General features: G+C 59.6%; 17 protein-coding genes. 9 read left to right on the top strand and 8 right to left on the bottom strand.

Annotated features, from left to right (window positions below):
• The first annotated feature begins 4 nt into the window (after positions 1 to 4).
• From lptC to DK870_RS06320, 8 genes are all read left to right on the top strand, one after another.
• The gene (gene lptC, locus DK870_RS06285) at positions 5 to 577 is read left to right on the top strand and encodes an LPS export ABC transporter periplasmic protein LptC (RefSeq protein WP_060754949.1); all 573 of its coding nucleotides are present in this window, start codon (positions 5 to 7) and stop codon (positions 575 to 577) included.
• Positions 564 to 1,097 carry a lipopolysaccharide transport periplasmic protein LptA gene (lptA, locus tag DK870_RS06290; protein WP_104995527.1) on the top strand — a complete coding sequence of 178 codons (534 nt, stop codon included), beginning with the start codon at positions 564 to 566 and terminating at the stop codon, positions 1,095 to 1,097. Before lptC ends, lptA begins: the two co-directional genes overlap by 14 nt.
• Positions 1,097 to 1,822, top strand: a complete 726-nt coding sequence (gene lptB, locus DK870_RS06295) for an LPS export ABC transporter ATP-binding protein (protein WP_003171806.1) — start codon at positions 1,097 to 1,099, stop codon at positions 1,820 to 1,822. Before lptA ends, lptB begins: the two co-directional genes overlap by 1 nt.
• 185 nt (positions 1,823 to 2,007) lie before the next feature.
• Positions 2,008 to 3,501: an RNA polymerase factor sigma-54 gene (locus DK870_RS06300; RefSeq protein WP_060754947.1), complete on the top strand. Its 1,494-nt coding sequence runs from the start codon at positions 2,008 to 2,010 to the stop codon at positions 3,499 to 3,501.
• A 75-nt stretch (positions 3,502 to 3,576) separates the two neighbouring features.
• A complete protein-coding gene (gene hpf / locus DK870_RS06305) occupies positions 3,577 to 3,882 on the top strand; it encodes a ribosome hibernation-promoting factor, HPF/YfiA family (protein WP_003171804.1) in 306 nt (101 codons plus the stop codon).
• 10 nt (positions 3,883 to 3,892) lie between these two features.
• A complete protein-coding gene (ptsN, locus tag DK870_RS06310; RefSeq protein ID WP_060754946.1) occupies positions 3,893 to 4,357 on the top strand; it encodes a PTS IIA-like nitrogen regulatory protein PtsN in 465 nt (154 codons plus the stop codon).
• 2 nt (positions 4,358 to 4,359) lie between these two features.
• Positions 4,360 to 5,217, top strand: coding sequence for an RNase adapter RapZ (gene rapZ / locus DK870_RS06315; protein ID WP_060754945.1), 858 nt, complete (start codon positions 4,360 to 4,362; stop codon positions 5,215 to 5,217).
• 16 nt (positions 5,218 to 5,233) lie between these two features.
• Positions 5,234 to 5,506, top strand: a complete 273-nt coding sequence (locus tag DK870_RS06320) for an HPr family phosphocarrier protein (RefSeq protein WP_060754944.1) — start codon at positions 5,234 to 5,236, stop codon at positions 5,504 to 5,506.
• A 37-nt stretch (positions 5,507 to 5,543) separates the two neighbouring features.
• Here DK870_RS06320 and DK870_RS06325 read toward each other — a convergent pair whose 3' ends face one another.
• From DK870_RS06325 to pmbA, 6 genes are all read right to left on the bottom strand, one after another.
• The gene (locus tag DK870_RS06325; protein ID WP_104995526.1) at positions 5,544 to 6,437 is read right to left on the bottom strand and encodes a ZIP family metal transporter; all 894 of its coding nucleotides are present in this window, start codon (positions 6,435 to 6,437) and stop codon (positions 5,544 to 5,546) included.
• 36 nt (positions 6,438 to 6,473) lie between these two features.
• Complete coding sequence (locus DK870_RS06330; RefSeq protein WP_060754942.1) at positions 6,474 to 7,085, bottom strand: superoxide dismutase; 612 nt, start codon at positions 7,083 to 7,085, stop codon at positions 6,474 to 6,476.
• 1 nt (position 7,086) lies between these two features.
• Positions 7,087 to 7,530 (bottom strand): hypothetical protein, encoded by a 444-nt coding sequence (locus tag DK870_RS06335; protein WP_060754941.1) that lies wholly within the window; start codon positions 7,528 to 7,530, stop codon positions 7,087 to 7,089.
• A gap of 27 nt (positions 7,531 to 7,557) precedes the next feature.
• Entirely contained in the window at positions 7,558 to 8,934 is a 1,377-nt protein-coding gene (locus tag DK870_RS06340; RefSeq protein WP_161548263.1) for a lyase family protein, read from the bottom strand.
• Entirely contained in the window at positions 8,927 to 9,322 is a 396-nt protein-coding gene (locus DK870_RS06345) for a hypothetical protein (protein ID WP_060754939.1), read from the bottom strand. Before DK870_RS06345 ends, DK870_RS06340 begins: the two co-directional genes overlap by 8 nt.
• Before the next feature lie 145 nt (positions 9,323 to 9,467).
• Positions 9,468 to 10,814: a metalloprotease PmbA gene (pmbA, locus tag DK870_RS06350; RefSeq protein ID WP_060754938.1), complete on the bottom strand. Its 1,347-nt coding sequence runs from the start codon at positions 10,812 to 10,814 to the stop codon at positions 9,468 to 9,470.
• Positions 10,815 to 10,922: 108 nt separating this feature from the next.
• Here pmbA and yjgA point away from each other — a divergent pair, with 108 nt between their 5' ends.
• Complete coding sequence (gene yjgA, locus DK870_RS06355) at positions 10,923 to 11,444, top strand: ribosome biogenesis factor YjgA (protein ID WP_060754937.1); 522 nt, start codon at positions 10,923 to 10,925, stop codon at positions 11,442 to 11,444.
• 45 nt (positions 11,445 to 11,489) lie between these two features.
• On the opposite strand, the gene tldD is transcribed toward yjgA, so the two are convergent.
• The gene (gene tldD, locus DK870_RS06360; RefSeq protein ID WP_060754936.1) at positions 11,490 to 12,932 is read right to left on the bottom strand and encodes a metalloprotease TldD; all 1,443 of its coding nucleotides are present in this window, start codon (positions 12,930 to 12,932) and stop codon (positions 11,490 to 11,492) included.
• Between the two features lie 19 nt (positions 12,933 to 12,951).
• Complete coding sequence (locus DK870_RS06365) at positions 12,952 to 13,797, bottom strand: carbon-nitrogen hydrolase family protein (RefSeq protein WP_104995522.1); 846 nt, start codon at positions 13,795 to 13,797, stop codon at positions 12,952 to 12,954.
• Positions 13,798 to 13,831: the final 34 nt, after the last annotated feature.

Raw genomic sequence — 13,831 nt, forward strand, 5'->3', positions numbered from 1 at the left:
TTTTATGCTGAGCAAAAAGATTCGCAACTTCCTGTTATTCGGAGTCATCGCCGCGATCTTCCTGGCGGTGGGCTACTGGAATATCAGCCCGGAGCGCTTCCTCGACAAACCTGTCGTGCAGGTTGATGCAGGCGCTATCGACTATTACGCAACCAACGCCTACAGCGTGCAGTTCCTGCCCGACGGCAAGGTGCAGTACGAGATGACGGCGGACAAGGTCGAACATTTGAAAGCGTCCGAGGTCACTTTGCTGACCAACCCGGACATGAACCTGTACCGTGGCACCGAGTTCCCTTGGCATGTCACGAGCCTGCGCGGCGAAGTCAACCCGGACGGCACCCAGGTAGAGTTGATCGACTCGGTGCGCATTGCGCGCACCGACGAACAGAAGCGCGACACCATCATCACCAGCAGTCGCATGACCGTATTCCCACAACAGCAATATGCGCAGACCGAGCAAGACGTTAGAATCGACGGCGCTGGCGGTGTATCGACTGGCAAGGGAATGAAAGCGTATTTGAAAGAAAGCAGGATACACCTGCTATCGAACGTAAGAGGACAGTATGAGGCTCGTTAAAACCCTCCCTATTTTGCTCGGTCTGGGCGCAGCACTGGGAAGCGTGAGCGCCTGGGCCCTGCCGACCGATAGCAACCAACCGATCCATATTCAGGCCAACGATGCCCAATTGGACGACAAGAAAGGCATTGCTACCTACACGGGCGATGTGATCATTACCCAGGGCTCGATGAAAATCACCGGCAACACGGTGACGCTCACTCGCACCCCCGCTGGCGACATCGACGTGGTGACCTCGGTGGGCAACCTGGCTTACTTCGAGCAGAAGCAAGCCGCGACCGATCCGGGACCGATGAAGGGCTACGGCAAGACCATCCAGTACCACGCCCAGCAAAACCGCATCATTTTGATCGACCAGGCCAAAGTGATCAGCACCGACGGCAACTCCACGGAAGGTGAAAAAATCACCTATGACACCGTGAAACAGATCGCCAACGCCGGTCGTGCCAATGGCAACAAGGTCACTGCACCTCGTCCGCGTATCGACATGGTTATCCAGCCGAAGAAGAAGGCCGAGTAATGGCAACCCTGAAAGCCCAGCATCTGGCCAAGGCCTATAAAAGCCGTCAGGTCGTGCGCGACGTCAGCTTGTCGATCGACAGTGGCCAGATCGTCGGTCTGCTCGGCCCCAACGGTGCCGGCAAGACTACTTGCTTCTATATGATCGTCGGCCTGGTCCAGGCGGATCAGGGTCGCGTGCTGATCGACGACCTGGATGTCAGCCACCAGCCCATGCACGGTCGTGCTCGGGCTGGCATCGGCTATCTTCCGCAGGAAGCGTCGATCTTCCGCAAACTGTCGGTGGCCGACAACATCATGGCGATTCTGGAGACCCGCAAGGAACTCGACCGTGATGGCCGCCGCAAAGAGCTGGAAAGCCTGCTGCAGGAATTCCACATCAACCACATTCGCGACAACCTCGGCATGAGCCTGTCCGGTGGTGAGCGTCGCCGAGTGGAGATCGCCCGCGCCCTGGCCACCGCACCGAAGTTCATCCTGCTGGACGAACCGTTTGCCGGCGTCGACCCGATCTCGGTTGGCGACATCAAACAGATCATCCACCACCTCAAGGCCAAGGGCATCGGCGTACTGATCACCGATCACAACGTTCGCGAGACGCTGGATATCTGTGAAACCGCCTATATCGTCAACGATGGCCAACTGATCGCCGAAGGTGACTCCGCGACCATCCTGGCCAACGAACTGGTCAAGGAAGTGTACCTGGGCCACGAGTTCCGCCTGTAAACACCGCGGTGTCACGGCTATTGGCCAATGCGCGCGGTAGTCAATAAAAACCTCAGGCTTTTTATTGTTACCGCGCTCTAGGCAAAGCCCCCGATATCAGGCATATAATTTGCTTATGTTTGGCGCTCACGCGCCCTGTCGTGGATGGCGCAATGCGCCGGCGAATAAGGTGTTAAGCCCCTGCCATGAAACCATCGCTAGTCCTGAGAATGGGCCAGCAGCTGACGATGACACCGCAGCTGCAACAGGCCATCCGCCTGCTCCAATTGTCGACCCTGGACCTGCAACAGGAAATCCAGGAGGCCCTGGAGTCCAATCCGATGCTCGAACGCCAGGAAGACGGCGACGACTTCGATAATACGGACCCGCTGGCCGACAACATCGAGCAAAAACCCAACTCCGACGTGCAGGAACCCTCCTATCAGGAAACCGCCCCTACGGTGGACAACCTCGAGGACGGCGAATGGAACGAACGCATCCCCAACGAGCTTCCAGTGGATACCGCCTGGGAAGACGTCTATCAGACCAGTGCCAGCAGCCTGCCCAGCAGCGACGATGACGAGTGGGACTTCACCACCCGCACGTCCGCCGGCGAGAGCCTGCAAAGCCATCTGTTGTGGCAGTTGAACCTGGCGCCGATGTCCGACACCGACCGCCTGATCGCCGTCACCCTGATCGACTGCATCAACAACCAGGGCTACCTGGACGAAACCCTTGATGAAATCCTCGAGGCATTCGACCCGGAACTGGACATCGAACTGGACGAAATCGAAGCCGTCCTGCACCGCATCCAGCAGTTCGAGCCCGCCGGCATTGGCGCCCGTACGCTCAGCGAGTGCCTGCTGTTGCAACTGCGCCAGCTGCCCGCCAAGACCCCCTGGCTGGTCGAAGCCCAGCGCCTGGTGACCGACTATATCGACCTGCTGGGCAGCCGCGACTACAGCCAGCTGATGCGCCGCATGAAGCTCAAGGAAGACGACCTGCGCCAGGTGATCGAGCTGGTACAGAGCCTCAACCCGCGCCCAGGCTCACAAATCGAGTCCAGCGAAGCCGAGTATGTCGTGCCCGACGTAATCGTGCGCAAGGACAATGAGCGCTGGCTCGTCGAGCTGAACCAGGAGTCGGTGCCGCGCCTGCGAGTCAACCCGCAATATGCAGGCTTTGTGCGCCGCGCCGATACCAGCGCCGACAACACCTTCATGCGCAACCAACTGCAGGAAGCCCGCTGGTTCATCAAGAGCCTGCAAAGCCGCAACGAAACCCTGATGAAAGTGGCCACCCAGATCGTCGAGCATCAGCGCGGCTTCCTGGAGTATGGCGACGAAGCGATGAAACCGCTTGTGTTGCACGATATCGCCGAAGCAGTGGGCATGCACGAGTCGACGATTTCCCGGGTAACCACGCAAAAATTCATGCATACCCCCCGGGGTATTTATGAGTTGAAATACTTTTTCTCAAGCCACGTCAGCACCTCCGAAGGCGGCGAATGCTCGTCCACGGCAATCCGCGCGATCATCAAAAAACTGGTTGCCGCGGAAAATCAGAAAAAGCCATTGAGTGACAGTAAGATCGCTGGTTTACTGGAGGCACAAGGCATTCAGGTCGCCCGTCGAACCGTCGCCAAGTACCGCGAGTCCCTCGGGATCGCGCCTTCCAGCGAGCGTAAGCGTTTGATGTGACGGGCGGGCCACAGCGTTCCAGTGGCAGGCACCCCGGCCTGCCGCTTTATGCACTGGCAACGAAGGAGAAGCTGTATGCAAGTCAACATCAGTGGACACCAGCTGGAAGTCACCAAACCCCTGCGTGAATACACCGAAAGCAAGCTGAACAAGCTTGCGGGGCATTTTGACAAGATCACCAACGTGCAGGTCATCATGGAGGTCGATAAGCTCAAGCAGAAAATCGAGGCCACCCTGCACGTACCGAATGCCAAGCTCGTCGCCAATGCGGAACATGAAGACATGTACGCGGCGATCGACTCGCTCTACGACAAGCTCGACCGCCAACTCATAAAGCATAAGGAAAAGAATCTGCACCTGATGCAAGGTACAGGTCGCTAACTCCCCTCCCATGATCCGACTTGAAACCATCCTGACCCCCGGCCGTTCCCTTGTGAACGTGCCGGGCGGCAGCAAGAAAAAAGCCCTCGAACAAATTGCCAACCTGATCAGCCGTGAAGTGCCGGATCTGGAGATGCAGGATGTCTTCGACGCGTTGATTGCCCGTGAAAAACTCGGCTCTACCGGTTTTGGCAATGGCATCGCCATTCCGCACTGCCGCCTCAAAGGTTGTGAAGCGCCCGTGAGCGCCCTGCTGCACCTGGAAGCGCCCATCGATTTCGACGCCATCGACGGCGCCCCGGTCGACCTGCTGTTCGTGCTACTGGTCCCACAGGCCGCCACCGACGCACACCTGGAACTGCTTCGGCAGATCGCCAGCATGCTCGACCGCAAGGAAGTACGCGACAAACTACGCAGCGCCAGCAGCAACGAGGCGCTCTATCAGGTTGTCCTGGATGAACAAAACGGGCAGTAATCATGCGTTTGATCATCGTCAGCGGCCGTTCCGGCTCAGGTAAAAGCACCGCCCTCAATGTTCTTGAGGACAACGGTTTTTATTGCATCGACAACTTACCCGCCGGTCTGCTGCCTGAATTGGCGGAACGTGCGTTGATCCATACCGAACTGGCGCAGCCGTTGGTGGCCGTATCGATTGACGCCCGCAACCTGCCCAGCCACCTCTCCCGCTTCCCGGAGTTGCTCGAGGAAGTACGCGCCAAGCACATTCATTGCGACGTGCTGTATCTGGATGCCGACGAAGAGACGCTGCTCAAACGCTTCTCGGAAACCCGTCGACGTCATCCGCTCAGCAGCCCACATCGATCTCTGGCTGAAGCCATTGAGGACGAAACCACGTTGCTGGGGCCGATCATTGACCTCGCCGACCTGAAGATCAACACCACCAGCCTCAACCTGTACCAACTACGCGACGCGATCAAGCTGCGCCTGTTGAACCAGCCCGAGCCCGGCACCGCGTTTCTCGTGGAGTCGTTCGGCTTCAAGCGCGGCATGCCGGTGGACGCCGACCTGGTGTTCGATGTCCGCTGCTTGCCTAACCCCTACTGGAAGCCAGAACTGCGCGACCAGTCCGGGCTGGATCAACCCGTTATCGACTACCTTGCAGCACAGCCGGATGTAGAGGATATGTTCCAGGATATCTCTACTTACCTGCTCAAATGGTTGCCGCGCTTCGCCGCGAGCAATCGGGCCTATGTCACGATTGCCATTGGTTGCACCGGCGGCCATCACCGCTCTGTCTATTTGACCGAACGACTGGGCCAGGTTTTGCAACACACCCTCAAGAACGTCCAGGTTCGCCACCGCGACCTTAGCTGAAAGGAACACCCCCGCGATGCCCGCTCTGGAAATTGAAATCATCAACAAGCTCGGCTTGCACGCCCGGGCTTCCGCCAAATTCGTCGGCGTTGCCGGGCAGTTCCCCTGCCAGATTCGCGCCGGCCGCACCCCGGAATCGATGGTCGATGGCAAAAGCATCATGGCCATGATGATGCTGGCTGCCGGCAAGGGCACCCGGATCCACCTGAAGACGGAAGGCGAGCAGGAACAGGAAGCGATGGACGCCTTGGTGAAGTTGATCAACAACTACTTTGATGAGGGTGAGTAAACCCACCCGTTGAAAACTGCGTGGAGCTGAAACGGCTTCACCCCAACGCAGTATCCATGACCATCATCAGGCAAAACCCGATACACAGCCCCAGGCTGGCGAGCTTTTCGTGACCATTGCGCCTCGATTCGGGGATCACTTCATGGGTTACCACCAGCAACATCGCACCGGCGGCCAACGCCAGCCCCAATGGCAACAGCACCTCGGCCAGGCTTACCAGCCATGCGCAAAGCACGGCAAAGACAGGCTCGACCAACCCGGATGCAGCACCGATCAAGAATGCCTTGAACCGTGACATCCCTGCCCCCGCTAATACCAGCGCTATCACCAGACCTTCAGGCACGTCCTGCAGGGCAATGCCCATGGCCAAACTGTCGGCATCGGGTACGCCACCCCCAGCGGAGACGCCCACCGCCATACCTTCCGGAATGTTGTGGGCAATGATCGCGAACACAAATAGCCAGATACGCGGCGGGATTACCGGCTTGTCCGGTGTCCCCACCAATATTTCGGGGCTGGCACCAGCAACCTTGCGATCAACCAGATACAGCCAGAAAGCACCCAGCATGATGCCGAAGCTGATCAATCCGCTCGCGCCCCAGGGCGATAACCCGAGGTTCTGGGCGGCAGAGATACCCGGCACGACCAACGAGAACGCGGTCGCCGCCAACATCACCCCCGCACCAAATCCCAGCAGGGAATCACTCAGTGCGACCGGCATGCGCCGAATCACCAGCACCGGGACCGCCCCCAACGCCGTGCCAAGCGCACAGATCGCCCCGCCCTGCAGGGCACGCAGAATGCGTGGTTCCAGGCCCAGCCAGGCCAGCCCATGGGCCACCAGCAACGCAGTACCTGCCAATAGCAGCAGCGAGCCAAACGCATAGCGAAACAGGCGCCCGCTGCCGATCGTCAGTGTTTCAGTGCCCATTGGTCACCCTTGGATCTTGTTATAGGGAGGCGAGTGTCAGGCCAAGGCAGCCTGATAACGAGCGGCGACTTCCGGCCAGTTGATGACGCTGTAGAAGGCATTGATGTATTCCGGGCGACGGTTCTGATACTGCAGGTAGTAGGCGTGCTCCCAGACATCCAGCCCGAGGATCGGCGTATTGCCGCTCATCAACGGGCTGTCCTGATTGCCGCTGCTCTCCACCACCAGGGTCTTGCCTGGAGTGACACTGAGCCAGGCCCAGCCACTGCCGAAACGGGTCAGCGCGGCTTTGGTAAAGGCTTCCTTGAAACGCTCAAAGCCGCCCAATTGCTCGTCGATAGCCCGGCCCAGCACACCCTCGGGCTGGCCGCCGCCCTTGGGTGACATCACTGCCCAGAACAGCGAGTGGTTGGCATGACCGCCGCCCTGATTGATCACTGCCGCGCGCAGTGTTTCAGGCAATTGCTGGACGCTGGACACCAGTTTCTCTACCGGCCAGCCCGCGAACTCAGTCCCGTCAACCGCCGCGTTGAGGTTGTTGATATAAGTCTGGTGATGCTTGGTGTAGTGAATTTCCATGGTCTGTGCATCGATATGCGGCTCGAGGGCATCGTAGGCATAAGGCAAGGCAGGCAAGGTGTAGGTCATATCAATGCGCTCCGTAATAAGGGTTGTTGCGGGTCGACGCATCCGGTTGCGTCGCAGCGCCGCCCAACAAGCGATGAGTACGTGGGTATTCACCGTGATCGCTGATGAAATTCAACAACTCGACATAGGTCTTGCTGCTCTGGCGCAGCGCCGCCTCGCGCAACTGCGGGCTCAGACGCGGGTCCTGCAGGGTCTGCAACAGGCGTTGGTGAATGGCGCAGAGGTATTCCGCGCTTTCTTCCGGCTGGTTCAGGCGCAGGTGCAGATCTGCCAGGTTGTGATGGGAAATGACGCAGGCCGCCACTGCTTCTTCGGCGTCCGCCCAGCGCTCAAACAGCACTTGAGCCAGGGCCAGGGCTTGCAAATAGGCCTCGCGAGCGTCGACTAACTCACCCTGCATAAAGCAGCGATTGGCGCGTTCGATCGTGCGTTTCCAGTGCTCCATGGTGATCCTCCAAAGCAGAGTCGGTGATTACACGCCGCCGGCCGTGAGTTTTTCCGGGTCCAGCAGCATTTCCAGCTGACTACGGGGCAAGTCAGTGTGTTCAAGGGCTACGTCAATCACCGGCCGGCCTTGTTGATAGGCTTTTTTGGCGATTTCGGCGGCCTTCTGGTAACCAATGATCGGGTTGAGCGCGGTGACCAGGATTGGATTGCGTGACAGCGCTTCCTTGAGCTTGGCCTCATTGACCTTGAAGCTGGCGATAGCCTTGTCCGCCAGCAATCGGCTGGAATTGGCCAGCAATTCAAGGCTGCTGAGCAGGTTCTGGGCGATGATCGGCAGCATCACGTTCAGCTCGAAGTTGCCCGACTGGCCGGCGACGGTAATCACTGAGTCATTGCCAATCACTTGCGCGGCCACCATGGCGGTCGCCTCCGGGATCACCGGGTTGACCTTGCCCGGCATGATCGAGGAGCCCGGCTGCAGCCCTTCCAGTTCGATTTCACCGAGCCCGGCGAGGGGACCGGAGTTCATCCAACGCAGGTCGTTGGCGATTTTCATCAGTGAGACGGCGGTGGCTTTCAATTGACCGGAAACGGCGACGGCAGTGTCCTGGGAACCGATCAGGGCAAACAGGTTCTTGCCCGGCGTGAATTTCACGCCGGTCAAACCACTCAGTTGCTGGCTGAAACGTGCAGCGAACTCCGGGTGTGCGTTGATCCCGGTGCCGACAGCCGTGCCTCCTTGAGCCAGGGCCTGCAAGCTTGGCAGCAAGTCCTGCAAATGCCCGATATTGGCCTTGAGTTGCTGCGCCCAGCCGTTGAGCACCTGGCTCATGCGCACCGGCATGGCGTCCATCAGGTGGGTGCGGCCGGTCTTGATGAAGGGATGGACGGCTTCGGCCTTTTGCTCGATCACCTGAACCAGATGCAGCAGGGCTGGCAACGTTTGCTCATGCAGCACCAACGCGGCGCTGACATGGATAGTGGTCGGGATGATGTCGTTGCTGCTCTGGCCGCAGTTGACATGATCGTTGGGGTTGACTACCTCACCGAGCAAGCGGGTGGCCAGAGTTGCAATCACTTCATTGGCATTCATGTTGGAACTGGTGCCGGACCCGGTCTGGAAGATATCCACCGGGAAGTGCGGCATGAAATCACCTTCGAGCAAGCCTTGGGCGGCATCGACGATGGCCTTGCCCTGTGCTTCGCTGATCTGTTTGAGGTCGACATTGACCTTGGCGGCAGCCACCTTGGCCAGGATCAAGGCTCGAATGAATTGCGCCGGCATGCGCTGGTGACTGATCGGAAAGTTGTTCACCGCGCGCTGGGTCTGCGCGCCATACAGCGCGTCGGCAGGTACTTGAAGTTCGCCCATGCTGTCGCGTTCGATACGGGTGTTACTCATCGTTAGATCCTTGCACCAGGTCAGAGTGAGAAAGTGATGGCAGCAATTGGCAGGTCGCCAACTGCCAGGCAAAGGTCTGCCAGCGCTTGAGGCGGCAGGCGCAGCGGGAGAGTTTTTCCAGGTCACGCAATGGGCGCCATGCCTGATCCAGGCACAGGGATCGCCAGTGCCATGGCAAGGCGATATCACTGGCGGTGTCGATCAAGAGACGGAATGAGGTTTCGGCGATCGTCCACGGATGGGTCGCAGTGCAGCACGCCAGGTATCGACCTTCGTTGAGGTAATGTTCGATCAGGCGAGGCTCATTGGGATCGAGGCCGCAGCGGATCTGACGGCTCATCCAGCGCCAGCTTTCCAGGTACGGATCCTCATGCAGGACAGAACTCATGATCTACGCTCGCTCGATAATGATATTCATTATTAAATGATATTAAGAATCAAAACAAGCCGAGAAATTCAGTTCGACTTTTACATAGCCAAAAAAAAGCACGCCATCTTCGGGATGGCGTGCTTTTTTATGAAGCGCTGTGTGATCAGCTGCCGGCGACGGTCATCCGCTCGATCAGTACCGACCCCGTGCGAATATTGCTGCGCAGCTCCAAGTCATTACCCACTGCCACGATCTGCTTGAACATGTCGCGCATATTGCCGGCGATGGTCACTTCCTGAACGGCGAACTGAATCTCACCGTTTTCCACCCAGAAACCCGCCGCGCCGCGAGAGTAATCACCCGTCACCATATTCAAACCATGGCCCATCAACTCGGTCACCAGCAGGCCCCGGCCCATACGACGCAGCAAGGCAGCCTGGTCTTCGGCACCGTGAGTCACAAACAGGTTATGCACGCCACCGGAGTTGGCAGTACTCGGCAAGCCAAGCTTACGCCCGGCGTAAGTGCCCAGCACGTAGGACACCAGCTCGCCCTTCTCGACAAACGGCTTGGCATACGTCGCAAGGCCATCACCGTCGAACGCCGAACTGCCCATGGCACGCATCAGGTGAGGGCGCTCGTCGATGGTCATCCACTCAGGGAACAACTTCTGGCCGATTGCGCCTTCAAGGAACGAGGACTTGCGGTACAGGTTGCCGCCGGAAATCGCCCCCAGGAAACTGCTGAACAACCCCCCAGCCAGTTCCGCCGAAAACAGCACCGGCACTTCACAGGTCGGCACCGGGCGCGCACCCAACCGGCTGGCAGCGCGTTGTGCAGCGCGCTGGCCGATGCTGACCGGGTCCGCCAGCAGATCGCCCTGGCGATTCACGTCGTACCAGTAATCACGCTGCATCTGGCCATTGGCTTCGGCGATCATCACGCAGCTCAAACTATGACGGGTGGACGCGTAACCACCGATAAAACCGTGGCTGTTACCGTAAACGCGGCAGCCCTGATGCGTACTCAAGGTGGTGCCATCGGCGTTCTTGATGCGGGCATCAGCGTCAAACGCAGCCGCTTCGCACTTCAGCGCCTGCTCGATCGCTTGCTCAGGCGTGATATCCCAGGCATGGAACAGGTCGAAATCCTTCAAGTCCTTAGCCATCAACGCTTTGTCGGCCAACCCCGAGCTTTCATCTTCAGAGGTGTGCTTGGCGATGGCCAAGGCAGCCGCGACGGTCTCGCGAATCGCCTCCGGGCCGCTGGCCGACGTGCTGGCCGAGCCCTTGCGTTGCCCCACATACAAAGTAATACCAAAACCCTGGTCGCGGTTGAACTCGACGGTTTCCACTTCGCGCTGACGCACCGACGTAGACAGCCCTTGCTCCAGCGACACCGCCACCTCACAGGCGCTGGCCCCCTGGCGCTTGGCCTCGGCAAGGATCTGCTCGACTTGTTCCTGCAGTGCCGGTAAAGCTTGCGGACCGACGCTTTGGGCTGCACTCATGGTTTTCTCCACTCAAATTCTGCTTTCGGTTAAGGCCATCGAGCGACCGGGCCGGACAAGCGGCCCCCGACTGGTTATCATGGCGGCGTTTCTTTGCGGACTGCCACCATGGTTGATTCTTACGACGACTCCCTCGATGGGGAGAAAAGCAAATCCCAGGTCAAACGCGAGCTGCATGCTCTGGTTGACCTTGGCGAGCGCCTTACAACGCTCAAGAAAGACTTGATTGCGAAACTGCCACTGACCGACGAAATGCGCCGGGCGCTGGCGGATGCGCCCAAGCACACCGCGAATATCGCGCGTAAACGGCATATCGCGTTTATCGGCAGGCTGATGCGCGATCAGGATACTGACGCGATTCTGGCCTTGCTTGATCAAACCGATGCCTCCACTCGCCAGTACAACGAACGCTTCCATAACCTGGAACGTTGGCGTGACCGCCTGATATCGGGCGACGACGCCGTGCTGGAGAAATTCGTGGTGGACTACCCGGAAGCGGATCGCCAGCAACTGCGTTCCCTGATCCGTCAGGCCCAACACGAACTGGCGCACAACAAGGCGCCGGCCACCAGCCGTAAAATCTTCAAGTACATCCGTGAGCTGGACGAGACGCAGCGCGGCCTGCGCTGATCCTCTTCCCCGGGTGGCGACCTTCGCCACCCGAAGCTCCCCGGCTTACGACCCCGTACCCCCGACGGTAATCGCATCAATTTTCAGCGTGGGCTGGCCGACACCCACCGGCACCGACTGCCCGTCCTTCCCGCACGTACCGACGCCACTGTCCAGCGACAGGTCATTACCGACCATCGACACCTTGCTCATGGCCTCCGGCCCGTTACCAATCAACGTCGCCCCCTTGACCGGCGCGGTAATCTTGCCGTCCTCGATCAGGTACGCCTCGCTGGTGGAAAACACAAACTTGCCGCTGGTGATATCCACCTGGCCGCCGCCGAGGTTGGCGCAGTAGATCCCGCGTTTCACCGAAGCGATGATTTCCGCCGGGTCGCTTTCGCCCCCCAGCATGTAGGTATTGGTCATGCGCGGCATCGGCAGGTGCGCATAGGATTCGCGGCGGCCGTTGCCGGTACGTGCCACACCCATCAGGCGCGCGTTGAGTTTGTCTTGCATATAGCCTTTGAGTACGCCGTTCTCGATCAGGGTGGTGCACTCGGTCGGTGTACCTTCATCATCAACACTCAGCGAGCCACGGCGGCCGGCTAGGGTGCCGTCATCGACGATGGTGCATAGTTTGGAAGCCACCCTCTCGCCCATGCGTCCGCTGTAGGCGGAGCTACCCTTACGGTTGAAGTCGCCTTCCAGCCCATGGCCCACCGCTTCGTGCAGCAAAACACCGGACCAACCCGAACCCAGTACCACCGGCAAAGTCCCCGCTGGTGCCGGAATGGCCTCCAGGTTGACCAATGCCTGGCGCAGCGCTTCCCGGGCGTAGCCCATGGCACGGTCGTCAGCCAGGAAATAGCGGTAGTCGGTACGCCCGCCGCCGCCATGGCCGCCGCGCTCGCGACGGCCGTTCTGCTCGACGATCACGCTGACATTGAAACGTACCAACGGCCGCACATCCGCCGCCAGCCCACCATCGGTGGACGCCACCAGGACGCGCTCCCACACACCGGCCATGCTCACGGTCACCTGCTGAATGCGCGGGTCCAGGGCTCGGGTGGCCGCGTCGACACGCTTGAGCAGCTCAACCTTTTCTGCACGACTGATGACTTCCAAAGGGTTATCCGGTGCGTAGAGCTGCGCCACATCCTGGGTGCTGAACGCCTGTACCGTGCCGTTTTGACCGGCACGAGAGATCGAACGCGCCGCACGGGCCGCCAGGCCCAGGGCTTCCAGGGTGATTGCGTTGCTGTAAGCAAAACCGGTCTTCTCACCCGATTGCGCGCGCACGCCGACCCCTTGGTCCAGGTTGAAGCTGCCTTCCTTGACGATGCCGTCTTCAAGAGCCCACGACTCGGAAATCTGCCCCTGGAAATACAGGTCGGCTGCGTCGATGCCCGGCCCGGCCAGATCGCCCAGCACGGTTTGCAAGCTTTCGATGGTCACGCCACCGGGTGCCAGGAGGTGTTCACTGACTGAGGACAACAACTCGCTCATAGGTTTGGCCTTAAATTCATCATTCTGAAGCAGGCCGCTGGGCGCCCTGCGAGAAAAAGCGCCGATGGTTCACCACCGGCATGCGCGCCCGTATCGACGCCTGTTCACTGCTATCGCGCTCGGCCAACAACACCGCTTCGCCTTGATCCTGTTGTGCCAGCACTCGCCCCCAAGGGTCGATAATCGCCGCATGTCCAAAGGTTTCCCGCGGCCCGGGGTGCACGCCGCCTTGTGCGGCCGCCAGCACGTAGCATTGGGTCTCGATGGCGCGTGCGCGAATCAATACGTCCCAATGCGCCGCTCCCGTCACCGCAGTAAAAGCCGAGGGTGCGGTAATCAGCTCTGCGCCCGCTGCGCGCAACTCACTGTACAGCTCGGGGAAACGCAGGTCATAACACACGGTCAGCCCCAGTCGACCCACCGGTGTATCCGCCACCACCACTTTGCCACCGAAAGCATAGTCGTCAGACTCCCGATAACGACCACGGGCATCGGCGACATCGACATCGAACAAGTGCAGCTTGTCGTAACGGGCGACGATCTGGCCCTGATCGTCGATCAGCAGCGAGCAGGCGTTGGGCTTGGCATTCGGCTGGCCCTCGGGTGGCAATGGCAATGTACCGGCCACTATCCATAAGGTGAGGTCGCGGGCTGTCTGTTTCAACCACGGCAGGATCGGGCCTTCACCCGAGGCCTCGGCGCGACCGATATCGGCCACATCACGACGCCCCATGGCCGCGAAGTTTTCCGGCAGCACGGCAAGCGTCGCACCGCCCATCGCCGCTTGTTCCAGCAAGCGCCGGGCCTGGATCAGGTTGGCCAGCACATCGCTCTGGCTGACCATTTGAATTACCGCAAAGGACATGGGCCCACACTCCATGATTGGCATAGGGCCATGC

This window comes from Pseudomonas sp. Q1 (genome assembly GCF_009935975.1).
Taxonomy (GTDB): Bacteria; Pseudomonadota; Gammaproteobacteria; order Pseudomonadales; family Pseudomonadaceae; genus Aquipseudomonas; species Aquipseudomonas palleroniana.